The organism is Nocardiopsis listeri (genome assembly GCF_020741345.1).
GTDB classification, from domain to species: Bacteria; Actinomycetota; Actinomycetes; order Streptosporangiales; family Streptosporangiaceae; genus Nocardiopsis; species Nocardiopsis listeri_A.
Window position 1 is genome coordinate 1 of the sequence record NZ_DYZD01000431.1, and the last position, 13,575, is coordinate 13,575.

General features: G+C 70.1%; 11 protein-coding genes. 10 read left to right on the forward strand and 1 reads right to left on the reverse strand.

Features of this window, described 5'->3' with window-relative positions; all coding sequences use genetic code 11:
* The 10 genes from K8V84_RS23240 to K8V84_RS23285 all read left to right on the forward strand — a co-directional run.
* Positions 1–1,084 (forward strand): M48 family metallopeptidase (locus K8V84_RS23240; protein ID WP_304078652.1); only part of this gene is annotated, 1,084 nt, incomplete at its 5' end.
* Positions 1,085–1,283: 199 nt separating this feature from the next.
* Positions 1,284–2,048, forward strand: a complete 765-nt coding sequence (locus tag K8V84_RS23245; RefSeq protein ID WP_304078653.1) for a L,D-transpeptidase family protein — start codon at positions 1,284–1,286, stop codon at positions 2,046–2,048.
* 87 nt (positions 2,049–2,135) lie between these two features.
* Positions 2,136–2,882 carry a protein phosphatase 2C domain-containing protein gene (locus K8V84_RS23250; protein ID WP_304078655.1) on the forward strand — a complete coding sequence of 249 codons (747 nt, stop codon included), beginning with the start codon at positions 2,136–2,138 and terminating at the stop codon, positions 2,880–2,882.
* Between the two features lie 466 nt (positions 2,883–3,348).
* Complete coding sequence (locus tag K8V84_RS23255; protein ID WP_304078656.1) at positions 3,349–3,798, forward strand: hypothetical protein; 450 nt, start codon at positions 3,349–3,351, stop codon at positions 3,796–3,798.
* A gap of 479 nt (positions 3,799–4,277) precedes the next feature.
* Positions 4,278–5,513, forward strand: a complete 1,236-nt coding sequence (locus K8V84_RS23260; RefSeq protein WP_304078668.1) for a multidrug effflux MFS transporter — start codon at positions 4,278–4,280, stop codon at positions 5,511–5,513.
* Positions 5,514–5,655: 142 nt separating this feature from the next.
* Positions 5,656–6,180, forward strand: a complete 525-nt coding sequence (locus K8V84_RS23265) for a PadR family transcriptional regulator (protein ID WP_304078658.1) — start codon at positions 5,656–5,658, stop codon at positions 6,178–6,180.
* On the forward strand, positions 6,177–6,911 hold the full coding sequence (locus tag K8V84_RS23270) for an ABC transporter ATP-binding protein (RefSeq protein ID WP_304078660.1): 735 nt from the start codon (positions 6,177–6,179) through the stop codon (positions 6,909–6,911). Before K8V84_RS23265 ends, K8V84_RS23270 begins: the two co-directional genes overlap by 4 nt.
* On the forward strand, positions 6,898–9,240 hold the full coding sequence (locus K8V84_RS23275; protein WP_304078662.1) for an ABC transporter permease: 2,343 nt from the start codon (positions 6,898–6,900) through the stop codon (positions 9,238–9,240). The genes K8V84_RS23270 and K8V84_RS23275 overlap by 14 nt, the downstream gene beginning before the upstream one ends.
* A gap of 55 nt (positions 9,241–9,295) precedes the next feature.
* Positions 9,296–12,070 carry a DEAD/DEAH box helicase family protein gene (locus K8V84_RS23280; RefSeq protein WP_304078664.1) on the forward strand — a complete coding sequence of 925 codons (2,775 nt, stop codon included), beginning with the start codon at positions 9,296–9,298 and terminating at the stop codon, positions 12,068–12,070.
* A gap of 221 nt (positions 12,071–12,291) precedes the next feature.
* Complete coding sequence (locus K8V84_RS23285; protein WP_304078665.1) at positions 12,292–12,579, forward strand: hypothetical protein; 288 nt, start codon at positions 12,292–12,294, stop codon at positions 12,577–12,579.
* An 89-nt stretch (positions 12,580–12,668) separates the two neighbouring features.
* On the opposite strand, the gene K8V84_RS23290 is transcribed toward K8V84_RS23285, so the two are convergent.
* Positions 12,669–13,575: D-arabinono-1,4-lactone oxidase (locus tag K8V84_RS23290; RefSeq protein WP_304078667.1), on the reverse strand; the 907-nt coding region annotated here is incomplete at its 5' end.

Here is a 13,575-nt window from a genome sequence, read left to right on the forward strand (position 1 = left end):
GGCGGCGGAGGCGCTCGTGGAACGGCCGGACGCCCCGCAGGCCTGCTACGACTTCGGTTACGCGTGTTTGGAGGCGGGCCTGCCACACCTGGCGGTCCCGGCTCTGCGAACGGGCCGGGAAAGCGCGCCGGAGGCCGCCCCGATCCTGTGGGAACTCACCTCGGCCCTGGAGGACCTGGAGCGCCACGAGGACGCCGTACGCACGCTACGCGCCTGGAACGGCCCGCTTCCGGACTGGCCCGGCGGGTACCTCCTGGCGTACAACACGCTGTGTTCCGCGGACATCGACACCGCACGCGGTCTCCTCGACGACCTCTCCACCCCCGAGGACGAATCCTGGGATTTGGCGCACCACCGGATCACCCTCATGGTGGAGAGGGCCGAGGCGGCCCGGGACGTCGGCCCCATGGATCACCGTGATCTGCGTGGATGGCATTTCGCACTGACGGGAGCCGTCCTGAGCCGAATCTCTCCACATGGCCTCGACGAGGGGATGACCGGACGCTTCGCCTACCTCGGCGACGACTACGAGAGCTGCCGTACCGGGATCACCGACCTTTCCGCGGTCCTCGCCGCCGGTGGTCGCGTTCCCGACGCGGTGATGCCGTTGCCGGACCGTTCCAGCCGCATCCTGGGGATCGCCACCGCGCGACTGCTCGATCTGCCCGTGGTCCCCATCGAACCGGAACGCTCGGACGCTCTGGTCGTGGCCTACGACCTCACCGACACCGACATGGAACTGCGTCGTGCCCTCGTCCCTCGTTCACCGGGCCAGGTCCTGTTCGAGCACGCTTCCTGCTGGACCGATCCCCCCGGTGTCGCCGCCGACGTGGTCTCCGTGCTGCACCAGACCGTGAACCCTCCCTGGGGCGAAAGCCTCCGTGTCGTGGACGGTGACGTCGTCCGGGACCCGGCCGACGAGCGCCCCGAGGAGGAGATCGCCGAGGAGATCGTCGCGCTCGAACCGGAGGAGGGCGACCCCGAGGTGGTGCCCTTCGCCGAGACGGTGGCGGAGAGGTGGGCGGACGGTCCGAGGCTGCCCTCGATGACCTCCGGACCGGTGCGCAGCTCCCGGTTCACCTGAGATGCCGACCCGGCGGCCGGTCCGATGGGTCCGGCCGCCGGTCGGAGCGCCTCGGGTCACAGCGATTCGACCACTCCCAAAGGCCATACGTCTCGATTCGCCACCCACGGAGCGCCACGACCTGCGACGTCGATTCGAGCCATCCACAGGTTCCGGGGCGAAGGCCCGGGAAACCCGAATCTGTGGGTAAATGGAACGTATGGTCTCCCCTCGATCACTCTTCGCAAGGAACCCCGTACGAACGACCCTCCTCCTCGGCCCGGCCTGTGCCCTGGCCCTGGGCGCCTCCCTGATCGCCTCCCCGGCACACGCCGTACCGGCCCCGATCTCCGCCTCGACCGCGGCCCCGTCCGCCACCGCGATCACCGCGGAACTGCGGCCCGGCGACTCCGGTGCTCAGGTGCGGACCCTCCAGGAACGGCTGAACGAACTCGGCTACTGGATCGATGGTGCGGACGGCGAGTTCGGCATGCACACCGAACACGCGGTCCTGGCCCTGCAGAAGGCCGCCGGGATCGACCGGGACGGCATCGTCGGCCCGGCCACCCGCAGCGCCCTCGACGAAGGCACCGTCCCCTCCGCCACCACGGACTCCGGATCGGTGGTGGAGATCGACCTGGAACGACAGCTGCTGCTGGTGGTCACCGACGGCGAGGTGCAGCGCGTCATCCACACCTCCACCGGTTCAGGTCAGCCCTACGAGGGCTCCGACGGCGACGAACACATCGCCCTCACCCCGGAGGGTTCCTACCCGGTCTTCCGCGAGGTCGACTCCTGGGACCCAGGACCCTACGGGGCGCTCTACCGACCCAAGTACTTCAACGGCGGCATCGCCGTGCACGGCTACCCGAGCGTCCCCGCGCAGCCGGCCTCCAGAGGTTGCGCCCGGGTCAGCCTGGCCGCCATGGACTGGTTGTGGGAACAGGGGCACCTGGACATCCACGCCACCGTGCTGGTGCGCTGAGCCGATCGTCCACGCGGGGTCGGCCGGTGTGATCCGGACGACCCCGCCGACACGGATGCGACCTCTTGTCCCGGGTAGGACCGCTTCGTGACCTTCCTCCTCGCCACCGAAGCCGCCGCCCCCGATCGTCCCAACGAGGACTTCGCCGCGGTCACCGCCACGTCCGCGGTGCTGCTCGACGGTGTCAGTGCGCCACGGGACGAGGACAACGGTTGCTCGCACGGGGTCGCCTGGTACACGCGCAGGCTCGGAGCGCTGCTGTTGGCCGGAGCGGAATCCGGTCTGCCGATGCGCGAGGCGTTGGCGGAGGCGATCATGGCCGTGTCCGCCGCGCACGCGGGGACCTGTGACCTCACCCTCCAGGAGACACCTTCGGCGACGGTGGTCGCGGTCCGGGTGGACGACGACGCCCTGGAGTACCTGGTGTTGTCCGACTCCGTGCTGCTGTCCCAGGACGAGGGGCGGGTCCGGGTGGTGGCCGACACCCGTCTCGACGACCTGCGCCCACGGGTGGGTCCGGGCACCGCGATCCGGGCCTGGCGCAACGTTCCGAACGGGTTCTGGACGGCGGGCGCGGATCCGAGGGCCGCCGAAGAGGCTCTGACCGGCACTCTGCCCCGGACACCGTTCCTGGCGATGACCGACGGAGCGAGCCGGTCGGTGGAGGTCTTCGGTGACCTCTCCTGGTCCGGGATCTACGAGTTGGCCCGGGAACAGGGCCCCGAGGCCTTGTTGAAGCGCGTGCGCTCCCTGGAAGCGGCCGACCCGTCGGGGCACCGGTTCCCACGCGGCAAGGTCCGGGACGACGCGACAGCCCTCTGGTGGAACCCCTGACCCCGGGACCGGCCGTCATGGGACCACCGGCCGCAGAGACACTCGTTTCGGTCAGCCCTGAAATCCGATTTCGGTCTTTCAATTCCACCCGTAAGAAAGATCGTTTTCTCGACACGCCAGAGTGAACAGGGAAAAGAAAGTTACCGACATTGCAGACGTTTTTGTCGGTACCCCAGATCACCTTTGCGCTGATTTCCCAGAAAAGCCCCCAACGGGACGGCACGCACCGAAGCTCCCCGGCCCGAAAGAGACGTACGCCTCCCGCGAACCCGGACGGCAAGCGCTTTCGCGTGTCCTCTTCATCCGGTACATTTCCCTGTAACCGATCGGTCGGTGTTCCCGCCACAACATCCCAATCCGACGGTCGACGTTCACGAAAACCCTTGTCCGCGCTCGTGTCGTACGAGCGCCGGAGCGCCCTTTCCATGCCCTTGGCCGTCATCATGACAGCCGAAAAGGAGACCGAGTGAGTGTCCCCGACCTCCTCGAACCGACAGGCCCGAACCGTTCGCTGTACCGGATCGGTCGGGTGGCCCGCGTCCGGGTCGACCTCATGAGCACGCCCACGACCGACACCCATTCCGAATCGGAGCAGCGCCCCAACCCCATGGACGCCCGCACCCCGGCGGAGTTCCTGCTGACCATGCGCCGCTACCTCGCCTGGGCCGGCGACTGGTCCTACCTGGAACTGGAGTTCAAGTGCGGCGGCGTGGTCAGCGCCGAGAAGTTCCGCCGGGCCCTTGAGGGCACCGAACTCCCCGGCTACGTGTTCCTGATGGCCTTCGTGACCGCCTGCGTCGGCACCGACGAGGGCGAACGTCTGCGTTGGGCCACCGCCTGGCACAGGCTGCGCCGCGCAGCCCGTGCCGCCGAGGACGCCCGACTGCGCGCGGCCTCGGAACAGGACGAGAGCTGACCGGATCGTCTGGGACCGTGACGGGCACCGGTCCCAGGCGACATTCCTCCAAAGAGCGCGGTGGGTCCCGCGCCGGATCACTCGGGCGGTACATCCCCGATCCGGCGACCGGTCGACCCCGCGCGGCTTCACCTCTTCCCTCCCCGGAGCCCTGAGCGGAACGATCGCTCCCATCGGCTCCGACGCGCGCGGTGGTGGGTGACCTCCACGGCCCCACGAACAGGTGAGTGAGCGCGCTCACGAGTACGGGAAACCCGCGGTGGCAGGGCTTGCAGGCCTGTGGTTCGGATCACCGGGAATCCAGGGTCAAGTCGGGATCACCATCCCTTGGACATCCGTTGCACGCGGAAGTGTCCCCACGTCGGACACGTCCCAGGTGCCCCACCCGAAGGTGGCTCACGGCGCCGACCCAACACAACCCCCGGGTTGCCCTGTACCTTCTTCTGCCCTGTTCTGGAGAGCTCGTGAGCCTGACCACTGTGCGCCCGAACGTGCGCCCGGACACCGCCGTCGCGACTCCGACGCGGCCCGCCGCCCTGCTCGTTCTCGTCCTCGCCGCGCTGTCCGCGATCGGACCGCTCGCCACCGACCTGTACCTGCCGGCGCTCCCGCAGATCGCCGCCGACCTGGGGTCGAGCGAATCCCGGGTGAAGCTCACCCTGACCGCCGTCATGGCCGGCCTGGCTCTGGGTCAGCTGGTCGCGGGCCCTCTCAGTGACCGGTGGGGACGCCGCATGCCCCTCCTCGCCGGCACCGGTGTGTTCACCGCGGTGACCTTCGCGATCATGTTCGTGACGGCGACCGAGACGTTCATGGTGCTGCGTTTCGTCCAAGGGCTGGCCGCGGCGGCCGGCCTGGTGGTATCCCGTGCGGTCGTACGAGACGTGTTCCACGGCGACACCGCCGCCACCTTCTTCTCCCGGTTGATGCTGGTCACCGGACTGGCACCCATGCTCGGACCGCTGCTCGGGGGCCAACTCCTGTACCTGGGCCCGTGGCAGCTGATCTTCGGGGCGCTGGGCCTGGCCGGCGCTCTCACGTTCGCGCTGGTGTACCTCTCCCTCCCGGAGAGCCTGCCCGAGGAACGTCGCACCAGGCAGGACCCGCGTGTGATCGCCCGGACCTTCCTTCGACTGCTGCGCGACCCCGGGTTCATCGCCCCCACCGCCGTCCTGGCGTTGAGCTTCGGGATGAGTTTCACCTACATCTCGGCGTTCTCCTTCGTGTCGCAGAACCAGTTCGACGCGACCGCCCAGCAGTTCAGTCTGGTCTTCGGGGTGACCACGCTCGGGATGATCCTCGGCAACCAGGTGAACGTGGCGCTGATCCGACGGATGGAGCTGCGCCGCCGGCTGGGCGTGGGGCTCCTGGGAGCCATCGCCTCGGTCCTGGTCATGGGCCTCCTGGCGGTCTCTGGGCACGCCGACCTGCTGAACGTCACCACCGCGCTGTTCGTGATGATGCTCTTCACCGGACTGATCTCGCCCAACGCCACCGCGATGGCGCTCTCCGGGCAACCCTCGGAGATCGCCGGAACGAGTTCGGCGCTGCTGGGCACGCTGCAGTTCGCGGTGGGCTCCGGCCTCGCGGCCACCGCCGGCCTGACCGGCGCCGCCACCCTGGGCAGCATGACCACGGTGATGCTGCTGACCGCGGTGGGCGCACTGGCGGTGTTCCTGTACGCCGCCCGCCGCACCCCCGCCCCGGCCGTCTGAACGAATCCGGTTCCGAGGGCCCCGACGTGTCGACGTCGGGGCCCTCTGCTCACTCGGATCGGGGAGCCTCCCCTTCGGAGGGGACACCCGAACACGACTCGCCTATACATAGGGTGTATACACCGTATGTATAGTGGCGTCCATGTCACTCGGAACCACTTTCCTCGGCCTGCTGGAAGGGCACCCCCAACACGGCTACGACCTCAAGCGTTCCTACGACGAACGCTTCGCGACCAAACGCCCCCTCGCCTACGGCCAGGTGTACGCCACCCTGTCCCGCCTCTTGAAGAACGGTTTGGTGGAGGTCGAGTCGGTCGAAGCCGGCGCGGGCCCCGAACGCAAGCGCTACGCCGTCACCGACGCGGGGATCACCGATATCGAACAGTGGCTGACCCGGCCGGAGAGCCCCGAACCCTACCTGCAGAGCACCCTGTACACGAAGGTCGTTCTCGCCCTCCTCACCGGTCGACCGGCCGAGCACATCCTCGATGTCCAGCGCACCGAACACCTGCGCCAGATGCGCGAGCTCACCCGCCGCAAGACCGACGGCGACCTCGCCGAACAACTCATCTGCGACCACGCGCTGTTCCACCTGGAGGCGGACCTACGCTGGCTGGAGCTGACCGCCGCGCGGTTGACGGACCTGGCAGGGGAGGTCTCGCCATGACCACCCACCCGACCGACCGGACGACCGGACCCGAGCACACCCCGGCCCCGGCGCTGCTCACCGCCACCGGACTGAGCCGTTCCTTCGGACGAACGACCGCGCTGGTGGAAGCCGCTCTGACGCTGCGTCCGGGCGAGATCGTCGCGATCATGGGCCCGTCCGGATCCGGTAAGTCCACCCTGTTGCACTGCCTGGCCGGGATCACACGTCCCGACGAGGGCCGAGTGGAGTACGCCGGTACCGACCTCACCCGGGCCTCGGACACAGAACTCAGCGCGCTGCGTCGCACCGAGTTCGGGTTCCTGTTCCAGTTCGGCCAACTCGTCCCTGAACTCACCTGCATAGAGAACATCGCACTCCCCCTCCGCCTCGGCGGGACCCCTCGCCGCCGAGCCGAACAGGTCGCCCTTCGCTGGTTGAAACGCCTCGACGTCGAGGACGTCGCTCACAGGACCCCCGGCGAGTGTTCCGGCGGTCAGGGCCAGCGTGTGGCGGTGGCCCGGTCCCTGATCACCACGCCCCGGGTGGTGTTCGCCGACGAGCCCACCGGCGCGCTCGACTCCCTCAACGGGGAGCAGGTGATCCGGTTGCTCACCGACTCCGCCAGGGACAGCGGTGCGGCCGTGGTCCTGGTGACCCATGAGCCCCGAGTGGCCGCCTACGCCGACCGCGAGATCGTGGTACGCGACGGCCGGACCCGCGACCTGGGAGGCACGGATGAGCAGGCGTGAACGTGCCCGTGCACGACCGCGGTCATCACTCCTCAGCGACCTGTCGTTCGGAGCCGGTCTCTCCACGCGCGGTGGAGGGGAGGACCTGCTGCGCACTCTGCTGACCGCCCTGGGGGTGGGGGTGGCGACCGCCGCCCTGCTCTTGGCCTCGTCCCTGCCCACCGTGCTGGAGCACCGCGACGAACGCGCCGCCGCTCGCATGGACCACGAGGTCGCCGAAGACCCGCCTCTCCCCGCCGGCGACGACACCCTGGTGTTCCGCATCGCCGACACCGACTACCGCGGCACCCCCATCTTCGGACGGATCGTTCACTCCGAGGGTCCGAACGCGCCCTTGCCACCCGGGGTCGACACCCTGCCCGGACACGACGAGATGGTGGTCTCACCCGCGCTGGCCGGCCTCCTCGACGACCCGGAGCACGAGGTCCTGCAGCGCCGCCTCGACCACACGATCATCGGCGAGATCGCCCCGGAGGGTCTGGACGGGCCCCACGAACCGGCCTTCTACCTGGGCGACGACGGCCTGACGCTCGACAACGCGGGTAACCGCATCACCCACTACGGCGGTGCACCGGGAAACCACGTGGACGACCCGATCCTCCTGTTGCTGGGGGTCGTGGGTGTGGTCGTCATGCTCACCCCGGTGGTGGTGTTCCTCGGCGCGGCGGTGCGCTTCGGCGGAGAGCGTCGGGATCGGAGAACGGCCGCGCTGCGCCTGATGGGGGCCGATCGCAAGGCCACCCGTCGAATCGGGGCCGGGGAGGCCCTACCCGGCGTCGCGCTGGGGCTGCTGCTCGGTGCCGGATTCTTCGTCGCGGGTCGGCCGATCGTGGAGACGGTTCCGCTCTCGTCCGGGGTGTACGCGAACGACGTGCTGCCACATCCGGTACTCGGACCGCTGGTTTTCGTCGCGGTGCCACTGCTCACCCTGTGGGTGGTGCTCGCCTCCCTGCACGGGGTGGTGGTCGAACCGCTGGGCACCGTGCGTCGTGCCGAACGCCATCGCCCCCGGCCGTGGTGGCGTGTGCTCCTGATGTTCATCGGCCTCACGCTCGTCGTCGCCTCGTCGCGGGTGACCGCGGGCGGCGGCCTATGGGTTCCGTTGGTCTCCATCGGGCTTCTCTCGACCCTGTTCGGGCTCACCGCGGTCCTGCCCTGGTTGATCGATCGGGTGTTCGGTCGCGCTCGGGGAGGTCCGCTCTCCCTGCAACTGGCTCTGCGCCGACTGGGCGCGGCCGGAGACGCTCCGGCCCGGGCGATCGCCGGCATCGTGGTGACGGTCGCAGGCGCCATCGCCCTGCAGGGCCTGTTCTCGGGGGCCGTGAACGCGGGCACCGCACATCACGCGGACACCTTGGAGGAGGTCTACGCACAGCAGGAGTTCGGTGCGGCCGGCTACAACCTCATGGCGAACCTGAACCTCGGATCCGCCGACGTCGCCGCCCGATCGGTCGAGGAGGTCACCGGTGTGGAGGCGGTACTCGCTTACTCCGGCGTACGAGGCGAGACCGCCGAGGGAACGGAGATCTCCATTCGTGTCGCCGACTGTCCGACTCTGGAACAGATGGCCGACCTTCCCTCCTGCTCCCCCGGGGACGTGTTCAGCGGTGCCCCCGAACTGGCGGGTGGCGCGAACCTCGCGGTCGGGGAGGGCGAGGAGACTCCGCCGACCGACTGGTCCGTTCCCGAACCGATCGGTTTCGAGGGCACACCGCTGGAACATCCCTGGGCCGCTCTCGGAGCCACCGCCGAGGACTCCGTACTGGCCACCCCCGAAGCCGCCGCGTCCATCGAGGACGCCTTGAGCAGCGGAACGCTCTGGATGCGCGTGGACCCGACGGCCCCCGAACTCCAGGAGGAACTGCGGGCCGCCGTCGCCGGTGTCGACCCGACCTACCGCATGGTGTTCCCGATGACGTCGGAGACCGACCGTTCCCTGGTCGGGGTCGGCACCATGCTGCTCGGCGGGGCGATCGCCTGCCTGGCGATGATCTCCGCCGGTCTGGTCCTGGGCACCGTCGAGCAGATCCGGGAGCGCAGGCGAGTGCACGCGGTCCTGACCGCCTTCGGCGCCCGGAAGCGCACGCTCGTGGCATCGGTGGTGTGGCAGTCCGCCCTGCCCGTGCTCTTGGGCGTCGCCCTGGCCACCGTCACCGGCCTCGCGTTGGGATCCCTGCTCATGCGGTTGTTCCACCTTCCACCGGTCTTCGACCCGATCGCCGTCGTGGGCATCACGGGGGCGGGGATCGGGGTCGTGTTCCTGACGACCCTCGCGGCTCTGCCCGCGTTACTGCGCGGTATGCGCCCCGAGGGGCTGCGCTGGGAGTGACCGGTCACGGCCCCCGGCCCGGTGGTTTCGGGGCCCTCCCACCTACTCTGGGGGGATGTCCGAAACGGCGATGAAGATGGCGGAGGCAGCCTGGGCCGGGGAGCTGCGTCCCTACCAACTCTCCGCCCTCGACGAGGTGGACCGCCGTTGGGCCCGTGGGGACCGGCGGACCTGGATCGTGCTCCCGCCGGGCTCGGGCAAGACCCTCGTCGGGCTGGAGGCCGCCCGACGACTCGGCCGCAGGACCGTGGTCCTGGCGCCCAACACCGCCATCCAGGGCCAGTGGATCCGGCACTGGGAGTCCTTCGAACGCCCCGAGGGCTGCGGCGCCGGCGGTGACCGTGCCCTCGGGGACGCCGTCAACGTCCTCACCTACCAGTCCCTGGCGGTCTTCGACCCCGACGCCGAGACGGACGACGAGGGGCGCTCGCCCACCCCCGTCAGCGACCGACTGCATCCCAACGGCCGTGCCCTGATCCACGCCCTGCACGACGCGGGCCCGCTCACCCTTTTGCTCGACGAGTGCCACCACCTGCTACAGGTGTGGGGGCGCCTTCTCGCCGAGATCCTCGACGAACTCCCCGACGCGCACGTGATCGGTCTGACAGGGACGCCCGCGGGCAGTCTCACCGGTACCGAGCGCGACCTCGTCGACCGGCTCTTCGGGTCGCCCATCACCGGCGCGTCCATCCCCGCCCTGGTCCGCGACGGCTACCTGGCGCCCTTCGCCGAGCTCGTGTACGTCACCGAGCCCACTCTCACCGAACACGAGTACCTCGCCGGTCAGGGCACCCGGTTCAGCGCGATGTGCACCGAACTGCTCGAACCCGGGTTCGCGAGCACCGACTTCCTGCCCTGGTTGGACGCCCGTTTCGTCTCCCGCGACACCGCCGAGGGCGGACGCCTGGGATGGGGTGCCCTCGCCACGGACGACCCCGAACTCACCGACGCCGTGCTCCGACTGCACCACCGCGGGCTGATCGCCCGACCGGACGGCGCCCGCGTGTACGAACAACATCGGCACCCACCACGGGCGGAGGACTGGACGACCCTGATCGGGGACTACGCCCGCCGCTGTCTGGACCCCGAGTCCCCACGGGACAAGGAGGCACGCGAACGGATCCGCGCCGCCCTGCCCTCCGTGGGGTATCACCTGACCCGCCGCGGAGTCCGCAGGGGCGCCTCACCTGTGGACCGGGTGTTGGCTCGCAGCGCCGCCAAGTCCTTGGCCACCGTGGACATCCTCGCCACGGAACGGGACGCCGTCGGAACGCGGCTGCGCGCCCTGGTGTTGTGCGACCACGAACGCGCCACGGCCCGAGCCCCCGCGGCGCTGCGCGGGGTGCTTCCCGACGACGCCGGTTCGGCCTGGCTCCAGGTGGCCCGGCTGGCCGAGGACCCTCGCACCCGCGACCTGGACCCCGTTCTGGTCACCGGACGCACCGTCGCCGCCGGTGCCGACACCGCGGCGGCGCTGTTGGACTTCGCCCGATCGGAAGTGCCCAGGGCCGACCTTTCCGTCCGTGAACTGGACGGACTGCACGTGGTCGAAGGTTCCTGGTCCTCTCGCACCTGGGTGGGGGTGGTGACCCGTTTCCTGGAAAGCGGACGTTCCCAGGTTCTGGTGGGCACGCGAGCCCTGCTCGGCGAGGGGTGGGACGCGCGCGGCGTCAACACTGTGGTCGACCTGACCACCGCCACCACCCCCACCGCGGTGGTGCAGAGCCGGGGGCGGGCGCTGCGGCTGGATCCGGAGTGGCCGGAAAAGGTCGCGCACACCTGGACCGTGGTGTGCGTGAGCCACGAACACCCGCGCGGGGCGGCCGACTGGGACCGGTTCGTGCGCAAACACGAGGGCTACCTGGGTGTGGGCGCCGACGGTGCGGTGATGAGCGGGGTCGCGCACGTGGACCCCGAGCTCTCGCCCTACGAACCGCCCACGGAGCCGGCCCCGCTCAACACGCGAATGCTGCATCGGGCGGCCGACCGGGACGGCACCCGGGACCGGTGGCGGCTCGGCGCCGACTACGAGGACACCCTGTTGCCGACGTTGCGGGTGTACGAGCGCGGAGGGGGCCCGGCCGGGACCGCGGAAGCCGGGGCGGACGTGGCCGTGCCCGGACCACCCGAGGTGTTGGTGGGAGACCAGGGCATCGTGCCGGCGCCCCGGCGTCTCCCCACGGGCCGGGACCTGCTTCCCACATGGGCACTCGGTTCGCTCATGGCCGTGTGTTCGGTGGCGGCGGCCTTCGTGCCGTGGGCGTTCGTGTTCGCCCTCGTCTTCGGTACGGCCGCGGGCGTCCACTGGTGGCGGGAGCTCGGCCGGACCCGCCGAGAGGCCGCACGCCTCAGGTCCTCGGCACGCCTACCGGTGGACACCTCCCGCTACGCGTGCGCGGTCGCCGAGGCGCTGTGTTCGGCGGGTCTGTCCGACACCGGAGCGCAGGGGGTGCGTGTGCACGTGGACACCGACGGGGTGTACCGGTTCACCCTCACCGACCCGGGTTCAGCGGAACTGTTCGCCGAGTCCCTGGACGAGGTCCTCGCACCCCTGGTCGGCGACCTGCGCTACCTGATCCCCCGGCACGTGCTCACCACCCCGGCCGAGGGGGTGCGGGAGGAGACCACGGTGGCGGTCCCGCACGCGGTGCCTTCGATCCTGGCCCGCAACAAGAAGGGGGCCCTGGCCTTCGAACGAGCATGGCAGCGGTGGGTGTCCCTGGGCGAGGTGGTGCACACGCGCAACGAGACGGGTCGGGCCCTGCTGGCCGCGCACCAGGGCAGCGCACCGCTGGAGGTCTCCACCGCCCGCCGCCTGGCCTGGGAGTGAACGCGACGGACACACTGCGGCGAAGGACCTCGTCGAATTCCCTCGCCACACGATTCGGTGCCGGGACGGCCCCGGATGGCATGCGACATGGCACACCTGACTTCCCTTGTTCTCCCGCCCTGATCAGGCAGGATGGCAGGCAGTCCACGATGGTGCACCACATCGGACGGCCCAGAAGGAAAACTCCGTCGACAGGCGGAGACGACCGAAGGGACATCCTCATGAACATCCGTCGTATCGCGATCATCGGTGTCGCCGCCCCCGCCCTGGCCCTCGGTGGGCCCGCGGTGGCCATGGCCGACACCTTCGAGTCCTCCCAGAGCCACGCCGGCCCGAGCGGCGCCCAATCGCACAGCGTCAGCGCCGACAGCGGTGGCGGCAGCGGTGGCTCCTCCTACGAGGAGAACCACCAGTGGGCCGGGCCCGACGGCGCCGGTTCCTCCTCCACCTCCGCCAACAGTGGCGGCGAATCCGGCGGTGCCCTGGGGCTGGGCGTGCTCGGCCTCTGATCATCCGGCATCCATCGGGGCGGTCCGTCATGGGCCGCCCCGGTCCCGTGTCGAACAGGGCGGAGACGGGACGAAAGCAGGCCCGGCCTTCACCCCCGTGGGAAGTGGGAATCGACGAAGGGGTTGCGGAACTTCCCGGTCGGGTCGAAGCGCTCCGACAAGGCGGCGAAGTCGTCCGCCCTTTCGTACAGGCCGACGACCTTTCGGGGCCGCAGTGTCGTGAGCTTGCCCCAGTGCGGGCGCGCACCCAGCGGAACGAGCCGTTCCTCCACCTCGCGCAACACCGGGGTCACCGCACCCGGGTTCCGATGCCAGGTGAAGTGGAAGGTCACCGAGTCCCGGCCGTAGGCGGGGCTCAGCCACAGGTCGTCGGCGCGGACCGTGCGCACCTCCGAGATGTGCAGCACCGGGGCGATGTGGTGACCGATCTGCCCGAGCACCGCGAAGGCCTCGGGGGCGGCCGCCCGTGGCAGGTAGAGCTCGGACTGGAGTTCGGCGCCGGCGCTCGGAGGTAGTTCCGGGCGAAAGTGCGGCAATCGCTCGCACCACGGGCCGGGCACGTCCAGTTGTTCGGTGGCGGGTTCGGTGGGCATCCCCGGGACCGGATGCTGCGGGACGCTCGCCGCACGGCCGCCGGACCACGTGCCCCCGGGATCGCCCACGCGACGCTTCAGCCAGACCCTTCCGCCGGGTTCGCTCCAGTCGGTGAACAGGCTGACGCTGTAGGCCGCACCGAAGACCGTGTCGAAGCCCTCCGCGACCTCGTCCAGGGGTACGTCGAGTCGGACCCGTTGGGAGACCTCGAAGGTGGGTTCGATCTCCAGGGTGAGCCGGGTGACGATCCCCAACCCGCCGAGCGCGACCACCGAGCCGGGGAAGGCGGCGTCGCCTCGGCGCAGCCGGACCGTCTCTCCGTCGGGGCCCATCAACTCGATCCCGCGGACCGCCGCGGCCAGACACCGCTGCCGGTCGCCGGACCCATGCGTGCCGGTCGCA